Annotated in this window: 17 protein-coding genes; 14 read left to right on the forward strand and 3 right to left on the reverse strand. The window is 45.7% G+C overall.

Going from position 1 to position 15,399, the window contains the following annotated elements:
• Nucleotides 1-672: 672 nt before the first annotated feature.
• The 3 genes from Q0614_RS11555 to ppk2 form a co-directional block, all read right to left on the reverse strand.
• A complete protein-coding gene (locus Q0614_RS11555; protein ID WP_005869088.1) occupies nucleotides 673-807 on the reverse strand; it encodes a hypothetical protein in 135 nt (44 codons plus the stop codon).
• Nucleotide 808: 1 nt separating this feature from the next.
• Nucleotides 809-1,054 (reverse strand): helix-turn-helix transcriptional regulator, encoded by a 246-nt coding sequence (locus Q0614_RS11560; RefSeq protein WP_040303199.1) that lies wholly within the window; start codon nucleotides 1,052-1,054, stop codon nucleotides 809-811.
• 707 nt (nucleotides 1,055-1,761) lie between these two features.
• Entirely contained in the window at nucleotides 1,762-2,664 is a 903-nt protein-coding gene (gene ppk2, locus Q0614_RS11565) for a polyphosphate kinase 2 (protein ID WP_297879905.1), read from the reverse strand.
• Between the two features lie 107 nt (nucleotides 2,665-2,771).
• Between ppk2 and dsbD the strand changes: the two genes are divergently transcribed.
• The 14 genes from dsbD to Q0614_RS11640 form a co-directional block, all read left to right on the forward strand.
• Nucleotides 2,772-4,745 (forward strand): protein-disulfide reductase DsbD, encoded by a 1,974-nt coding sequence (dsbD, locus tag Q0614_RS11570; RefSeq protein ID WP_298788854.1) that lies wholly within the window; start codon nucleotides 2,772-2,774, stop codon nucleotides 4,743-4,745.
• 48 nt (nucleotides 4,746-4,793) lie between these two features.
• A complete protein-coding gene (gene hisB / locus Q0614_RS11575) occupies nucleotides 4,794-5,372 on the forward strand; it encodes an imidazoleglycerol-phosphate dehydratase HisB (protein WP_298788856.1) in 579 nt (192 codons plus the stop codon).
• Between the two features lie 260 nt (nucleotides 5,373-5,632).
• Nucleotides 5,633-6,055 carry a hypothetical protein gene (locus Q0614_RS11580; RefSeq protein ID WP_298788858.1) on the forward strand — a complete coding sequence of 141 codons (423 nt, stop codon included), beginning with the start codon at nucleotides 5,633-5,635 and terminating at the stop codon, nucleotides 6,053-6,055.
• A gap of 8 nt (nucleotides 6,056-6,063) precedes the next feature.
• Complete coding sequence (locus Q0614_RS11585) at nucleotides 6,064-6,201, forward strand: hypothetical protein (RefSeq protein ID WP_297881384.1); 138 nt, start codon at nucleotides 6,064-6,066, stop codon at nucleotides 6,199-6,201.
• A 1-nt stretch (nucleotide 6,202) separates the two neighbouring features.
• Nucleotides 6,203-7,150 (forward strand): substrate-binding domain-containing protein, encoded by a 948-nt coding sequence (locus Q0614_RS11590; RefSeq protein ID WP_298788860.1) that lies wholly within the window; start codon nucleotides 6,203-6,205, stop codon nucleotides 7,148-7,150.
• Nucleotides 7,151-7,236: 86 nt separating this feature from the next.
• Nucleotides 7,237-7,725, forward strand: a complete 489-nt coding sequence (locus Q0614_RS11595) for an HAD-IIIA family hydrolase (protein WP_297961976.1) — start codon at nucleotides 7,237-7,239, stop codon at nucleotides 7,723-7,725.
• Between the two features lie 55 nt (nucleotides 7,726-7,780).
• A complete protein-coding gene (lptC, locus tag Q0614_RS11600) occupies nucleotides 7,781-8,314 on the forward strand; it encodes an LPS export ABC transporter periplasmic protein LptC (protein WP_297944378.1) in 534 nt (177 codons plus the stop codon).
• The gene (gene lptA, locus Q0614_RS11605) at nucleotides 8,278-8,793 is read left to right on the forward strand and encodes a lipopolysaccharide transport periplasmic protein LptA (protein WP_298788862.1); all 516 of its coding nucleotides are present in this window, start codon (nucleotides 8,278-8,280) and stop codon (nucleotides 8,791-8,793) included. Before lptC ends, lptA begins: the two co-directional genes overlap by 37 nt.
• Complete coding sequence (locus Q0614_RS11610; protein WP_298788863.1) at nucleotides 8,790-9,689, forward strand: GTP-binding protein; 900 nt, start codon at nucleotides 8,790-8,792, stop codon at nucleotides 9,687-9,689. Before lptA ends, Q0614_RS11610 begins: the two co-directional genes overlap by 4 nt.
• Nucleotides 9,690-9,801: 112 nt before the next feature.
• The gene (locus Q0614_RS11620; protein ID WP_366125056.1) at nucleotides 9,802-10,623 is read left to right on the forward strand and encodes a GNAT family N-acetyltransferase; all 822 of its coding nucleotides are present in this window, start codon (nucleotides 9,802-9,804) and stop codon (nucleotides 10,621-10,623) included.
• Entirely contained in the window at nucleotides 10,590-11,078 is a 489-nt protein-coding gene (locus tag Q0614_RS11625) for a hypothetical protein (RefSeq protein ID WP_177389110.1), read from the forward strand. The genes Q0614_RS11620 and Q0614_RS11625 overlap by 34 nt, the downstream gene beginning before the upstream one ends.
• Nucleotides 11,075-12,895, forward strand: coding sequence for a penicillin-binding protein 2 (gene mrdA, locus Q0614_RS11630; protein WP_298788866.1), 1,821 nt, complete (start codon nucleotides 11,075-11,077; stop codon nucleotides 12,893-12,895). The genes Q0614_RS11625 and mrdA overlap by 4 nt, the downstream gene beginning before the upstream one ends.
• Nucleotides 12,896-13,264: 369 nt before the next feature.
• Nucleotides 13,265-13,816 (forward strand): hypothetical protein, encoded by a 552-nt coding sequence (locus tag Q0614_RS11635; RefSeq protein WP_298788868.1) that lies wholly within the window; start codon nucleotides 13,265-13,267, stop codon nucleotides 13,814-13,816.
• Between the two features lie 278 nt (nucleotides 13,817-14,094).
• On the forward strand, nucleotides 14,095-15,399 hold a 1,305-nt coding region (locus Q0614_RS11640; RefSeq protein WP_298788870.1), incomplete at its 3' end, for a LysM domain-containing protein.

The raw sequence follows: 15,399 nt of genomic DNA on the forward strand, positions 1-15,399 counted from the left end.
TGTAGAATAATATTTATCCTTTGGGAATTGAAACGCCTAAATGGGCTTATTGCACGATTCGCGTAGGAGGTAGAATTCATCTTGTTGAAATCAAAACGGATTTACGCGATACGACTTTTACGGCGGAAATGGATAGAATTCTCATCTCGCTATAAAATTTAAAAAGATTAGTTGTGGCTGGGATAAGATACAGCATGGGGCACTTATGCGAAATTCATTCGGTTTCAATTCACCTACTAAATATGTTAAATTTATGGGTTAGGAATGAAATTTTGGAGTTACTCACAAATTAAAATTTTTAACGAACTATATATTTACCACAATATAAATAGATTTAAATGCAACTCATTTAATAGCAATTCAAAATATTTGTAAAAATGCACGCCAGGGATCTTAAAAGCTAGGTTAAAGAAGGAATTCTGCATTAATTTTAATTAAATACGCTACAAATTTAAGATCATGAGCCAAAGTATAGAATTTAAAATTAAATTAGATGATGCCAAAGAGGCAGAAAGATGGAAAAAATTTTATAAAGCAGAATTTGGTAGCATCCTCTGAAAGTGCAAAACAAAGAATATCGGCGTGGTCGTCATAAAAAGGAAAAATCATCTAAATTTAATGGATACTACCGCCTTTGCCACATAAAGTATAATAAATAAATGCCTCCGCCAATTATTTTTTAAAATTTTTAAAAAATTTCTTCAAAAGCGCCTTATAAAAAATCGCGAATTTCGACTCTTTTTTCTCATAAATCACGCGAAAGACGCCCTGTAGATCCAGCTTTTCTTGCAAAGTAATGTTTTGCACTCTACTCTCCTATAAGTTTTTTTATCTTATGCAGCACAAACGCAGCGTCGTCGCTATCGAGCTCGCACAACATCTGGCATATCGCGGTCGCGGCTTGCGGCTTGGTCGTGCCCAAGCGCCAGTCCTGATACGTCCGCATCGACACGCCTAACCTCTGCGCCATCGCGGCGTGCGAGATCTTTTTGCCGTTGTTTTTAGCTTCGACGGCATTGTGCAAAATGTTGAATATATCGCTCGTTTCTAACATATGAAAATTATACAAATTTATTCGTTAATTATACATAAAATCGTATAAAATGAATAAAAATCGTGTTATTCATAAGTAAAAATAGCAAAACACTTCGTTTATCCGTATGAATTATACAGAATACTGCATAAAATAAACATAAAATTTTATAAAATTTCGCATATTATGCCGTAAAGATAAACCGACTTGCACAAACAAGCATCTTACAGAACGGCACATTAAATTTTAAAATGGGGATAGATGAAATTTTACACATCGAAGCTTTTGGGGTTTGATTTTTTTTGATCGGCTCTGGTAGCAATTACAAACAAGATGGAATTTTACCCTATGCCGAGCCATATCTGCCGGCACAAAGAGCGTTTCAATTCCTAATGGAATAGAATTCTACGGAAAGGCGGTGAATGCGGGATATGTGAGTTTCGCATTTCAATTCCCGTTGGGAATTGAAACTATGGGCGACAGCCGCAGAGAAAAGCAAGCGACGAGGTAGAATTCTATTCCATTAGGAATTGAAACGTGATATACTTCATCACGTAGCCCGTGGCGTTGTGTAGAATTCCATCCCATTAGATAGAATTTCAAAGAATCTTGAGGTGCACAATCATAGAATTTAATGCGTTTCTATATATTAGGAAATAATCCATAATGAGGCAATTCCTAGCAAGCCTCCCTAGCAATTCTTAGCGGATAATCTTTATTGGCAAGATTTAACCCTTTTTCTTATCCTTCTTGTTCTTGCGGGAGGGGCTTTCCAGCTTGCGCCAAGCCTCGCTTTTTTGGCTATCCTCCATTAGCACTATCTCCCTGGCGCCGTTTCGCACGAGGTTTGGATCCACCGCAAGCTCCTTTGCATCGATCTTTTCTGGATAGTCTATGCGTGAGAGGATGCAGCGAAAGGCGTTTAGCCGCGCGATCTTTTTGTCGTTGCTGTCTAGGATCGTCCACGGCGCAAACTCGGTATTTGAAGCGAGCAGCATCGAGTATTTTGCGAGCGTGTATTGATTCCACAGCTCCTGTGATCTCGCATCCACCGGCGAAAGCTTGTATTGCTTCAGCGGATCGGTACGGCGCGATTCAAAGCGCCTTTTTTGCTCCTCTTTGGAGACTGAGAAGTAAAATTTAAACAAAATTATCCCCGCACTTACCAAAAGCTCCTCAAATTTAGGCACTTGGCGCAGGAAATCTTTGTGCTCGGCGTGAGTGCAAAAGCCCATCACCGGCTCGACCATCGCGCGGTTGTACCAGCTGCGGTCAAAGATCGTGATCTCGCCGCCGCTGGGTAGGTGCGCGACATAGCGCTGGAAGTACCACTGCGTCTTTTCGACGTTGCTCGGCTTTTCGAGCGCCACGATGCGGCATCCGCGCGGGTTTAGATGCTCGGTTAAGCGCTTGATCGTGCCGCCTTTGCCCGCCGCGTCGCGCCCCTCCATCAAAATCAAAATTTTTAGCCCCTTCTCTTTTACGAATTTTTGCAGCTTCAAAAGCTCAATCTGGTATCTTTCAAGCAGCGTCTCGTAGTCTTTGAACGAGATTTTTTCGTACTTTGAACTTTTAAATTCTATCTCTTTCAGCGCTATTTCACCCGTTTCGGTTTTGATCTCTTTGCTCATATTGCCTCCTAAAATTTTAAGGAATTTTACAAAAAAGTTCTTTATATTACACTATAAATTCATACTTATTACGTTAGAATGTAGGAAAAAATTTCAAAGGATAAAATTTGATAAGATCACTGATTTTGGCAGCGTTTTTTCTTTTAGGCTTGGGCGCCGAGCCCCTGAAACCCTCCGATGCGTTCAAGCTTAACGTGGCGGCGCAAAGCGATAGCGTAACGCTAAGCTTTGATATCGCGGACGGAATCTATCTCTATCAAAATGAGATAAAAATTTTCACTGACGGCGCGGAGGTGACGAATTTAATAAATCTGCCCGCCGCGACCGAATACAAAGATTATAAAATTTACGAGGGCAAATTTAGTATCGCCGTGCCTTTAGGCCTCGTGCTCGCAAATGCCCCGAACAGCGATGATTTCGTGCTTAACGGCGATTTTTTGGGTTGCACAAAGTCGGGCTTTTGCTACCAGCCGCAGCAGTTCGGCTTTAGCTTCAAGCGTACGGCGGAGGGCTATGAGATCGGTAAAATTTCAAACTCCGAGCTGAAAAAATATCGAAAAGGCGCAAATTCCGCGCATATTTCTGACACGTACAGCGCACAGAACGGGAATTTAAATTTTAAAAGTAATACCGCAGCTTCGGGCGTAGAGGCAAATTCTGAGGCAAACTCGCACGCGGCGGTAAATTCCGCGGCAAGCTCGGTGGAAAGCGCTGCGGTAAATTCCGACGAAACCTCCGCGCAAAAAACTTCTCGCGGCTTAAATTCCATCTCCGAGCAGGATAAAATTTTAAATATTCTTAGCGGCAAGAGCTTCATCGCGGCGATCGCGCTGTTTTTCGGCTATGGCGTGCTGCTCTCGCTAAGTCCTTGCGTCTATCCGCTCATCCCGATCCTCTCGTCGATCATCGTAGCGAAAACTTCCTCGAAGCCGAGCGCAAAAAAAAGCCTCGCCGTAAGCCTCGCGTATATTTTCGGGATGGCGAGCTCGTATGCGATTTTAGGGGCTTTCGTAGCGGTTTTTGGGCAAAATTTACAGGGCCTGCTGCAAACTCCGCCCGCGCTGATCCTAACCTCGCTCATATTCGCCGCGCTCGCGTTTTCTATGTTTGGATTTTATGAGATCCGCTTGCCTGCGCGCTTTCAAAGCTTCTTAAATAGCAAAAGCGAAAATGCTGGCGGCCTGATCGGAGTTTTTTCGATGGGGCTTATCTCGGCGCTCGTCGTATCGCCGTGCATCTCCGCTCCGCTTGCAGGCGCGCTCGTTTACATCGCGGGCAGCGGCGACGTTCTGCTGGGCGCGGCGGCTCTTTTTGCACTGGGGCTCGGAAGCGGCGCGCTATTGCTTGTGGTAGGGCTCGGCGGCGCACTGCCTAGACCCGGAGCTTGGATGGAGGCGGTGCCTAAAATTTTCGGCTTTTTGTTGCTTTTTACGGCGGTGTGGATTTCGCGCACGCTCATCGGCGAAAATTTAAGCCTGCTGATTTATTCGGTTTTGGGCGCGATTTTCGCAGGATTTTTGGGGCTATTTGACGGCGGCGCAGGCGGGATCAAGCGCGCTTTGGCTCTCGTAATCGCGCTATATTCGGCGCTGCTACTCGCGGGCTTTGCCAGCGGCGCGAAAGATTTTTCCAGGCCGCTTGGTAATCTAATCCCGCAAAGCACGAGATATTCCAGCGGCGGCCCCGGCGGCGAGAGCTTGCAAGCGGGCGAAATTTCTCGCGCTAAAAATTTAAGCGGCGCGCATTTTTCATTTATGCGCGATCTGGCGCAACTGCAGGGCGAAATAGAAAATTCCAAAAAGCCCGTGATAGTGGATTTTTGGGCTAGCTGGTGCAAAAATTGCGAGCAGAGCGAGCGAGCGTTCGCAGATCCCGCTCTTGCGGGCGCTCTTGATAAATTTAGCCTTTTAAAGATCGATCTTAGCGAAGATAGCGAGCAAAATAGGGCGATAAAAGCGCATTTCAACGTATTCGGCCCGCCTACGATTCTATTTTTCAAAGAGGGCGCCGAGATTGCGAACCTGCGCCAGATCGGCAGCGTAAATTCCGAAAAGCTGGCCGAAATTTTAACCGAAATTTAGTGAAATTTAGATAGATTTCAAACAAAATTTAGTTTTAAGGATTGCGCGATGATAAGCAAAAATAGGGCTACGAAAGAGACTAAAATCGAGCTTGAGCTGGAGCTTTACGGGTGCGGCGCAGCGCAGATACAAACTGGCATCGGTTTTTTCGATCATATGCTTAGCGCGTTTGCCAAGCACGCGTGGATCAATCTGAACCTACGCTGTGAGGGCGATTTGCAGGTCGATTTTCACCACAGCGTCGAAGACTGCGGCATAGTGCTCGGAAGCGCGATCAAAGAGGCGATCTATCCCGCGCAAAATATCGAGCGCTTCGGCGATAGCATCGTCGTGATGGACGAAGCCGCCGTAAGCGCCGCGCTTGATTTTTCCAACCGCGCGTTTTTGGTATTTGATTGCCCGAGCCTGAAGCGCGGCAAGATCGGCGAATTCGACGCCGAGCTCGTGGAGGAATTTTTCCGCGCTCTGGCTTTCAACGCAAATTTAACGCTGCATCTATGCCAGATCCGCGGCGAAAATCTGCACCACGTGGCGGAAGCCGCGTTTAAGGCGTTCGCCGTCGCATTTCGTCGCGCGATAAGTATCAACGAGCGCGCCGGCGTGCCTAGCACGAAGGGCGTTTTATAGCGACAAATGCGCGCCAAATTTAGCAACATTAGCAATTCGCGGTTTTGAAATTTTATCGGCGTTTGAAATTTTACTCTTGCCGCTGCTTGAAATTTGCAAAATTTCGCCATTGCTCTGGCAAAGCGCGCCGCTTTATTAAGATCGCTTACGCTGGCGGTGCATTTGCGTCCGCCGCGAAAACCACGAACTATGCTATATGAAATTTCGTACCGCCAGAGCGCTAAAATGTCGCTTTGCATATTAAAATTTAAAGGTAAAAGATGAATAATTTCGGATCGCTTATGGAGATTTTAAATGTGCTGTTTTTGATCTGCTTTGTTTGGCTTATCGTGTGTTTGATTAAATTTATCAGATCAAAAGACGATCCGGAGCGCCATAAAAGAGATAAAAAATTTCTAATTATTTCGACGGTTGCGTTTTTGTGCACCCTTACTCCGCTGGTATATTTTGAGTGGCTGCCGGATCTATTTATCTCGATCTCGGTTTTGATCGCGCTGCCGATAATTTCGTTTATTTTCCTCATCGTGTATTTGGTAAAATTTATTAAATCTGCTAAAAGCGCGCCCGAGCGCCGCAGAAAGATTAGAAATCTTCTGATCCTCTGCGCGTTTTTGTTCATAATCTTTTCGGCTGCCTTAATAGGCTTTTTATGGCTGCTTAATAGCGCGCTTGCGCATATGTGAGGCACAAAATGAGCGATGAAATTTTTCAAAAAACGATCGCCGTAATATTGACGGCTTGGGCGATCAGCGTTTGCGCACTAACCGCAGCGGCGCTGTATCTGCAGAGCAAATGCTCGATCATCTCCTATATCGCAAACGGAAACTAAGATGAAGCGCACAATTATCGCCATTTTGCTGGTGTTTATCTTGACGGCTTTCGATTTTACGTTTTACCGCCTCGTCGTGAAGCGATACGTAAATCAAAGCAGCGCCGAGATGCAGGCTAAATCGATCGAGCTGCATAAATTTCTGCCGTTTGAGCAGGGCTCGCAGATCGTGCGCGCCAGCTCCAACTTAAAACTTAGCGGCGATCTGCCGATAATCGACGGAGCGGCGGCTTTGTATCCCGTATTTTCGGCGTTCGTCGCGGCGAGCTATCCGAAGGAAAGCGTGGAGTTTGACGGGCAAAATTTCACGAGTGCTAGCAGGCTTAAATTTAGCAATACCCGCGGCGCATACAAGGCCATAAGCGACGGCGAGGCGGATCTGATCTTTGTCGCCGCCCCTTCAAAGCAGCAGCTTGATTATGCGCAGGAAAAGGGCGTGCGCTTGCGCTTTGTGCCGATCGGGCTGGAGGCGTTCGTCTTTATCGTAAATGCGAATAACAAAGTTTCAAGCTTAAGCTTGGATCAGGTGCGAGGAATTTATTCGGGGCAATATAGCGACTGGTCGCAGCTCGGCGGCGAGCGCATGCGAATAGATGCCGTGCAGCGAAACGCGGGCAGCGGCAGCCAGAGCGCGTTTTTGAAATTTATGAGTAAGACGCAGCCTAAGCGCAAGATCACGGGCTTTTTCGGTAGTGCAATCGGCTTTTCGTTTCGCTATTACGTCGAGGGGATCGTGCAAAACGGCGGCGTGAAGATGCTTAGCCTAAACGGCGCGTATCCGAATAAAGAAAATATCTCTAGCCGCAAATACCCGCTCGTAGCCGAAATTTACGCGGTTTACGATGAAAACAACAAAAACGAAAATATCCGCACGCTGATAGATTGGATCCTTTCTCCGCAGGGGCAAAGCATCATCGAAAATAGCGGCTACGTGCCGATTAAGGGCTAAGATCGCAGCTTAAATTTATACGGCGTTTGCCAAAAATTCAGCCAAATTTCGTTAAAATCACAAAATTTCAAAAAACGGAAAACGAAGTGATAAAGATCATATTTTTAGACGTAGACGGCTGCCTTAGCGACGGCGGGCTGTACCATTCAAACGGCGGCGAAGAGATGAAAAAATTTAACGTAAAAGACGGATTCGGCATCCAGGAATGGCAGCGGCTGGGGCTAAAGGTCGCGATCATCACCGGCAAAAGCTCGCAAATCGTCGCAAACCGCGCGCGCGAGCTAAAGATCGATACGCTCTTTCAAGGCGAAAAAGACAAGCTCTCAAGGGCGGAGCAAATTTTAAAAAATTTTAACCTAAGCTTCGATGAGGCCGCCGCGATCGGCGATGATATAAACGACGCGAAGCTTTTAAATGCGGTCGCGATCAGCTTCAAGCCCGCCGATGCGCTAAGCTCGCTAAAAGCAGACGTCGCGCTAAGCAAAAACGGCGGCTGCGGCGCGGTGCGCGAGATGATCGAAATGCTCGTCGATAAAAACGGCATGCGCGAAGAGTGGAATAGCAAATGGCTGTAGTTTCGCAAGCGCGCGCGAGGGGCAAAATTCTGCGCAAATCAAAGAGGGTCGAGCGATGGTGATAAAAATTTTCTACGTCGCGATTGCGATCTTTTGCGTCGCGATGGTGTTTTTAAGCGTACAGACGCCGTATTTTAGCGATATGTTTAGGCAGGATCTAAGCATTGCGAATATGGAGATGAAAAAGATCGTCGATTATCAGATCGGCGAGCGCGTGGATGCTAAATTTACCGCGGACGGCGGCACTCGCTATAAGGATCGCGACGAGTTTGTAAATTTTAAAGCCGAGGAGATTAGCGCGGATCTAAATCACACTTTGGTTTCAAAGACCGCGACGCGCGCAGGCGAGCTGATAAAATTTAACGGCGACGCGCACTACGTAAATAGCAGAGGCTTTGATTACACGGCGCAGGAGATTATCTACGATACGAGCAGCAAGATCGTCCGCTCCGACGTGCCATACGTGCTGCGCCAAGGCGGCGACCGCATCACGGGCGCAAGCATCAGCTACGATACTAAAACCAAACAAACAAACTCAAAAGGAATCCACGCATGGTATTTAATAAAAGATCAAAACTCCACAAACTAATACTTTCAGCTGCGCTAATTGCGGCCTTTGGCGCGACTACTCTTAGCGCCGCGCAGGAGCAGGTCGAGGTCACGGCGGATAATTTTTTCGCCGACGAGATCAAGCAGATCAGCGTCCTAACAGGCAATGTCCGCATCAAAAAGGGCGCTTACGATACGCTAAATTCCGATAAAGTGACGATCTACTTCGACGCCAAGCGCCAGCCTACCAAATACGTCGCGACGGGAAACGCAAATTTTAAAATTTTACTCAATCAGAAGCATTACGACGGCAAGGGCGGCGTGCTGACCTACGATCCTACCATCGAGGCCTACACGCTCGAAAACAACGCCTATCTGCACGAGGCCGAGACCAAAAAGGAGGTTTACGGCGATAAGATCATCGTAAATCGCCAAAAGGGCACCTACGAAGTAAAAAGCGGCGGCGGCGAGAAAAAGCCCGTGCGTCTGATATTTCAGGTCGAAGATCAAAACAAATGATCTATCCTAGCAGCGCGCAGTTTATCACCTCCGCCGCAAATATCGCGGGCGCGCCCGAGTTTGCGATGAGCGAAGTGGCGTTTTTGGGGCGTTCAAACGTCGGCAAAAGCAGCCTGATAAACGCGCTTACCGGGCGCAAAAATCTAGCCAAATCAAGCTCGACGCCGGGCAAAACGCAGCTGATAAATTTTTTCGAAGTTAAATTTAAACAAAAGCTTGTCGCAGACTCGGACGGCTCGCAAAATGAAACGTCATCCGATCTAGCAAGCAAAGAGGCTTTAAGCTCGGCTGCAAATTGCGCGCAAGATCACGCGGAGGCTGCGGCGTCTGAGCGAAATTTAAAGCAGGATTTCGTTTTAAATTTAAAAAGCGCCTCGGCGGATTTTAGATCGGATCGCGAGACAGATCTTGTGGCGGCTTTTGCGCCGAATTCCGCGCAAAACTCCGAATTAAATTTTACAGGTAGATCCGCGCTAAGCTTAGCGGGCAACCCCGCCTTTTCGGATCTTGCTAGCTTGGGTGAAAATATCTCTTTGATCTTCGTGGATCTGCCGGGGTTCGGGTATGCCAAGGTTTCTAAAAAACTGCATTATATCTGGCAGAAAAATCTCGACGAATTTATCAAAGAGCGCCTAAATATCAAGCTTTTCGTCCATCTCATCGACGCGAGGCAGTTTGATCTTACGATAGATAAAAATTTGCAAAACTATCTCGCTAGTTTTCTGCGCGGCGATCAAAAGGTCGTGAGGCTCTATACCAAAGCCGACAAGCTCAATCAAAGCGAGCGCGCAAAGCTTTTGAGGCACGATCCGCAGGCCGTTTTGGTCTCGACGCTAAAAGGCGGCGGGCTGCAAAAAGCGCGCGAGATCATCGTGCGCAGGGCGTTTGGATTATGAAATTTCTAAATTTAAATACGTTAAATTTAACGGCGCAGAATTTCAAAATAATTAAATTTAGCGGATATAAAATGCGCCGCCAAGATCGCGCAAAGATTAGGGAAAATTTTAGATGATACGGCTAAAAAAGGCGCGCCTTTGCGACATTTCGAGTATGCAAGAACTCGTAAAAGAGGAGGTTCAAAACGGCGTAATCTTGCCGCTTGAAAGCGATGAGATCGCTGCCAATATCCGCTCATACGTGCTGGCGTTCGGCTGCGATTCTAAGGCGGATACGAGCTTTGGTTCCAAGGAAAACTTGAGTTTTGATTCTAAAGAAAATTCCGATTCAAATTTAGCCAGGAATTCCGATTTAAATTTAGCGCGCAATGCCGATTTAAATTTAATCCAAAGCTCCGCCGCAAATTTTGCCAAAAATCCTGCCCAAAATTCCGCCGAAAATGCCGCGGGTAATTTTGCGCCGCAACTAGCTACGCCGCAAAGCGTAGCACAGGTCGTATCCGAGGCGGGCTGCGCGCAAGCGGGCAAAGAGCAAATTTTACGGAGCGAATATTCACAAAGCGCGGGCGTTTTTCAGAACGATCTTTCGCGGCTTTGCGAATCGCAGTCCGCAAAAAATGCCGAAATTTTGGCGGGCTTTGCTTCGCTTAAAATTTTTAACGCAGATCTTGCCGAGGTGCGCTCGCTCATCGTCGCTCCGCAGTTTCGCAGGCGGGGCATTGCCAGAGCTATCGTAAATGAGCTGCTAGACGAGGCGAAATTTTACGGGCTAAAAAGCGTATTTACGCTCACCTATCAAAAGGAATTTTTCGAGCGGCTGGGTTTTACCGAAATCCCAAAGGACGAGCTGCCCGCGCAAAAAATTTGGGCCGATTGTATTAAATGCAAAAAGTTTCCGGTATGCAACGAAATCGCACTTATCTATACGTTATAGCGGACACGCTTTTTAGCGCGGGAGTTCTTTTCTACCTGCTTTTAAGTGCGGTGTATAGGGGGCTGCCGCCGCTGATCGGATTTTTTTTCACGGCGATGGTGGTGCAAAAATATGAAAACGACGTAAAATTTAAAAAGTTCGGCTTTACCTGGTTTTTCTCTATTTTTTATCTGTTTTGCGCCGAGCAGATCCACGGATTTAACCTATTTAGCGTGGCTATCGCGTATTGTATATTTTATTTCGTGGTCTATGAAAACTCATTTAAATATATTAAATTTAGAAATTTTTTGATCTGCTTTTACGTGATGATTAGCTATGTTTTGGTCTTTGTGGTGAGCAACGCGATCTCGGCGATCAAAAAGAGCGAGTATCTGCCTCTAAGCGGCGAGTATTTAAATTACATCGTGATTGAAATTTTGCTTGCTCTGCTCTTTTTTAAGGGGCGGCTGGTATGAGGCTGAAGTTCGTATTTGCTTTCGTGATACTATTTTTTAGCATGCTTTTGGTTAGAATTTATTATCTTTCGATCAAATCAAACGAATTCTACGAGCAGGTCGCTAAAAACAACGTCATCTCTACCGAATACATCCCGCCGGTGCGCGGTCAAATTTTAGACGCTAAAGGCCGCCCGCTCGCGATAAACAATCTCGGCTTTTCGCTATCGATCGCGCCGCATCTAAAAGACGCCGCGCTGCAAAGCGAGCTGAATAACATCTCGCGCTACTTCAAAGATCTCAATGTCACCGCGATGAGCAAGAGCTACAAGGACGCGAATTCCGCTTACAACCAAGACTTTATCGAAGTCGTGCCGTTTTTGGACTACAACGCCACGATAGAGCATTTCGCGAGCTTGAGCCTGCACGAAAATATCAAAATTTCGCCCGCTTCGCAGCGCTTCTACCCTTACGGCGCGCTTGCTTCGCACATCATCGGCTACGTAGGCCGCGCTAATAAAAAGGATATCCAAAGCAACCCCCTAAGCGCGCTTACCGGATACAACGGCAGAAGCGGCGTCGAGGGGTATTATAACGAGCTTTTGCAGGGCAGCAAGGGCGAGCGCAAGACGAAGGTTACGGCGCTAAATCAGGTCGTAGAGGAGATCTCGATGCAAGAGCCCAGCAGCAGCGAAATTTCGCTTACCATCGATCTTGAGCTACAAAAATACCTCGAGGAAATTTTTAAAGACAAGGACGGCGTAGCGATCGTGATGGATCTGCGCGACGGCGCTATCATCGCGGCGGGCAGCTTCCCAGAGTACGATCTTAACACCTTCGTGGGCGGAATTTCGCAGACGCAGTGGGACGAGCTGATAAAAGACCCGCGCCATCCGTTTACGAATAAGCTCGTAAATGGCCTCTATCCGCCCGGTTCGGTCATTAAGATGGCTGTAGGGATGAGCTTTTTAAACAGCGGCAAGATCAACGAGAACTGGAGCGTGTTTTGCAGCGGCGCGATAGAGCTAGGGGGGCGAAAATTCCGCTGCTGGAAGAGCTGGGGTCACGGCCGCGTGAGCCTAGTAGAGGCGATCAAGGGCAGCTGCGACGTGTATTTTTACGAAGGCTCGCTGCTGGTGGGGATCGACTATATGTCCGCGTATCTGCAGCGTCTGGGTTTCGGTAGCAAAACGGGCGTCGATCTGCCCAATGAGTTTGTAGGCACGATGCCTAATAAGGCCTGGAAAATGCAGAAATTTAAGCGCGCGTGGTATCAGGGTGAGACGGTCAATGCCTCGATCGGCCAGGGCGACGTGCTCGTCACCCCTATGCAGGTGGCGAAAAACACCGCGCAGATCGCCGCGGGCAAGGCTATCACGCCGCATTTTTTAAAAAGCATCGACGGTAAGCCGGTAGAATTTACCCCTACCGAGCTTTTCACGCCGAAAGAAAAGGCTCAGCTGCCCCTCGTGCGACGCGGTATGTATGAGGTCGGCAACAACCCCGACGGAGGCACCGCCTACAAGCTCATCCATACCGCGGTCGTGCCTCTAGCGGTCAAGACGGGCACCGCACAGGTCGTGGGCATCTCTCAGACCGCCAAAAAGCGAATGAAAGAGGCCGATATGGACTACTTCCACCGCTCCCATGCCTGGATGACGAGCTTTGGGCCGTACGACAAGCCGCAATACGCCGTAACCGTGCTAGTAGAACACGGCGGCGGAGGCGGAGGCGCGGCAGGTCCCGTAATAATGCAAATCTACGAAAAACTCGTCCAGATGGGCTACATCGACGCCAACGCAACGACTATCAAAGACAGCGCAAAGAAAACGAAGTAGGATGGAATTTAAAATTATAAAATTTTACAATTCTACTCGTCCTTCACGGGCTTGGAATTTTATCTAGCTTAGATGGATTTGAAATTTTAAAATTTATCCGCTTTTGTAAGTCTGAAATTTTAAAATTTCGTGCAGGCTAGAGGTATAAAATTTATCTTGTCTTTAGGATTTGGAATTTTAAAATTTCATACAACCCATGCCTCGTCTGTTTGGAATTTTAAAATTTAGCGCAGTGCGGTAACGTTAAATTTTAAAATTCTACCTAGCAATGGGCTTGAAATTCGGCAAGGCTAAATAATTTTTAAATTTTAAATATATACTAAGAATAAAAAGATAGAATGCGCCAAAATTTTTACAAAACGGGATTTTATGAGAGACTACGATAAAGAGCCATTGATCATAAACGATTACACCGTCTATCATGTATTTTCCTGGAGCATATTTACTTGCATATTGGGTTTTTCGCTTTTGGGTTATGATCTGATTACGACTGGCACTACGGGAAAATTTAGCGCTTTCGGTATCGTTTCTTTAATTTTTGTGACATATTCTTTCATACGGCTAAGAATTTCGGCGGAGCAAAATTTTTCTAAAAATCCGAGCTATTTTTATTTTTCAAACAGCCTGATCCGCTACGTCGAAAATATAGATATGAAAGATAGCATAATTTCCGAAACCAAAATAGCCCCCGATCCGTCCGCAAATATATCTAGCGTTCATTTCTGCGTAGTATGCGAACTAGAAAACTCTTACGGCAGGTTCCATTATTTAAGCTCGTATGAGTTATATAGATATTCTAGCATAGGCGTTCACATCGGCAAACTAGTTCTTTATCTAAGGCATCTAATACTATATTTTATATTTGCTCTGCCGTATAAATTTACAAACTCAAAAAGAGCTCGGAGCCCCTTTGGCTGTTAAAAAGAAATTTCGTCGTTAAATTTAACAACAGAAATTGCTTTTTAATAAATGCCGTATCTGCAAAAGAATATCATGAGCTGCTGCAATATTTCAAGGCGCTAAACGTAAAAATAGAAGATCGGACCGACTTTATACCGCAGGCTCAAAATAGCGGTTATTTCACCGATAAAAATGAAATTTACAGCGACAATTTTAGCGATACGCAAATTCCGAAGAAAAATTTTAAATGGAAGCTTAAAAAATTTTTTAGTATTGAATAAGTAAGAAAGGAAAGTAAAATGTCTAAAGATACAGAAATGGCACAACGTGCAGCAGATGAGATGTATAATTTCGCTATGGGGATAACCAATGGTGGCGCATCATTAATAGAGGAGAAGGTACCCTCTAGAGTAGTTGGTTTTGCACTTACTGGTGTAGATATAGTTAAGGATTATACATTACATCCTAACGAAAATCATTATCAGGCAATAGGAAGAACTGTTGGTAATATGCTCGGTGGCGTTGCACTATATAAATTTCAAAATTTAAAAATATTTAATAAATATACACAAGAAACAAAAGCTGGTGCAGTTGCATCCGGATACGAGATTATTGCCCATGTTAATCCTGGAGATATATTTTCTGATTTTTTCAATACATTTGTAGCCCATGCCGACAGATTTTATGAAGAAATATTAACCAATAAAACCTATTTTGAGCAGATAAAAAATGGCATAAAAGATAACTGGTTAACTAATTTCTCAAATTATTTTGATCCTGATGGCGACGGAAATGTATCTGCAAGTGATATAGTTAATGGGTATAAAAAATTATTCTCTCCGCCTGCAGCGTTTGGAACTACAGAATTTGAAGAACAATTTAAAGTCAAAAAAGAGGATCTTTTAGCAGATATTTCTTTAAAAGATAAAACCCTTACCTTTACTACCCCTACATCTACCGCCACTGCAGGCGCTATAGGTGCTACAGGTGCGCTAAGCGGAACCGCTGCAAGCTCGCTGCTATCCTCTGCCTCCGCAGCTCTTAGCGCCATCAATGCAGCCTTAAACTCGGGCGGAGCTATCGAGCATCTGGCCATTAACAATCAGACCTATGATGTCAAGCAACTTTCAAATTTGCAGATTAGAAATATTATAGATAAAATTCCTGAAGTATCGTTTTTACTCTCAAATATCCTGATAAGACCGGGCGAGAAGCTAGATCTGGGAGAGGGTAGAATTTACACCGTTAAAAGAGGCGATACCCTATCGCAGATAGCCGCCAGATATGGACTAAAAACCAAAGATGTGGTTATGAAAAATATGTATCTGGTAGATGAAGGCAGGATAAAATTTCAGCAAGATAGTATTTTGATACAGACAAACACTTATGAATTAAACTCTCAAGCATTCGATACCGCTCTAAACGGTCTTGCTTACGCACAATCCGTATTGGCAGCAGGTATGCAAGCGGGCGCTGCGGATATAAACGATGCCCTTATGAGCTACATAAATAATTCAAACGCCTATCTAAACTCTCAATTTAACTTCTCCATCTACGACCCTCTCGCCCTTGATCTTAACGGAGACGGCAAGATCGGTATAAAT

Origin of the sequence: uncultured Campylobacter sp. (genome assembly GCF_937997595.1) — a bacterium.
Lineage (GTDB): Bacteria > Campylobacterota > Campylobacteria > Campylobacterales > Campylobacteraceae > Campylobacter_B.

Coding starts and splice junctions, on each gene's coding strand:
- Q0614_RS11560 (WP_040303199.1), bottom strand. CDS start 1,054: ATGTTAGAAACGAGCGATATATTCAACATTTTGCACAATGCCGTCGAA.
- ppk2 (WP_297879905.1), bottom strand. CDS start 2,664: ATGAGCAAAGAGATCAAAACCGAAACGGGTGAAATAGCGCTGAAAGAG.
- hisB (WP_298788856.1), top strand. CDS start 4,794: ATGATAAGCAAAAATAGGGCTACGAAAGAGACTAAAATCGAGCTTGAG.
- Q0614_RS11580 (WP_298788858.1), top strand. CDS start 5,633: ATGAATAATTTCGGATCGCTTATGGAGATTTTAAATGTGCTGTTTTTG.
- Q0614_RS11585 (WP_297881384.1), top strand. CDS start 6,064: ATGAGCGATGAAATTTTTCAAAAAACGATCGCCGTAATATTGACGGCT.
- Q0614_RS11590 (WP_298788860.1), top strand. CDS start 6,203: ATGAAGCGCACAATTATCGCCATTTTGCTGGTGTTTATCTTGACGGCT.
- lptC (WP_297944378.1), top strand. CDS start 7,781: ATGGTGATAAAAATTTTCTACGTCGCGATTGCGATCTTTTGCGTCGCG.
- lptA (WP_298788862.1), top strand. CDS start 8,278: ATGGTATTTAATAAAAGATCAAAACTCCACAAACTAATACTTTCAGCT.
- Q0614_RS11610 (WP_298788863.1), top strand. CDS start 8,790: ATGATCTATCCTAGCAGCGCGCAGTTTATCACCTCCGCCGCAAATATC.
- Q0614_RS11620 (WP_366125056.1), top strand. CDS start 9,802: ATGATACGGCTAAAAAAGGCGCGCCTTTGCGACATTTCGAGTATGCAA.
- Q0614_RS11625 (WP_177389110.1), top strand. CDS start 10,590: ATGCAACGAAATCGCACTTATCTATACGTTATAGCGGACACGCTTTTT.
- mrdA (WP_298788866.1), top strand. CDS start 11,075: ATGAGGCTGAAGTTCGTATTTGCTTTCGTGATACTATTTTTTAGCATG.
- Q0614_RS11635 (WP_298788868.1), top strand. CDS start 13,265: ATGAGAGACTACGATAAAGAGCCATTGATCATAAACGATTACACCGTC.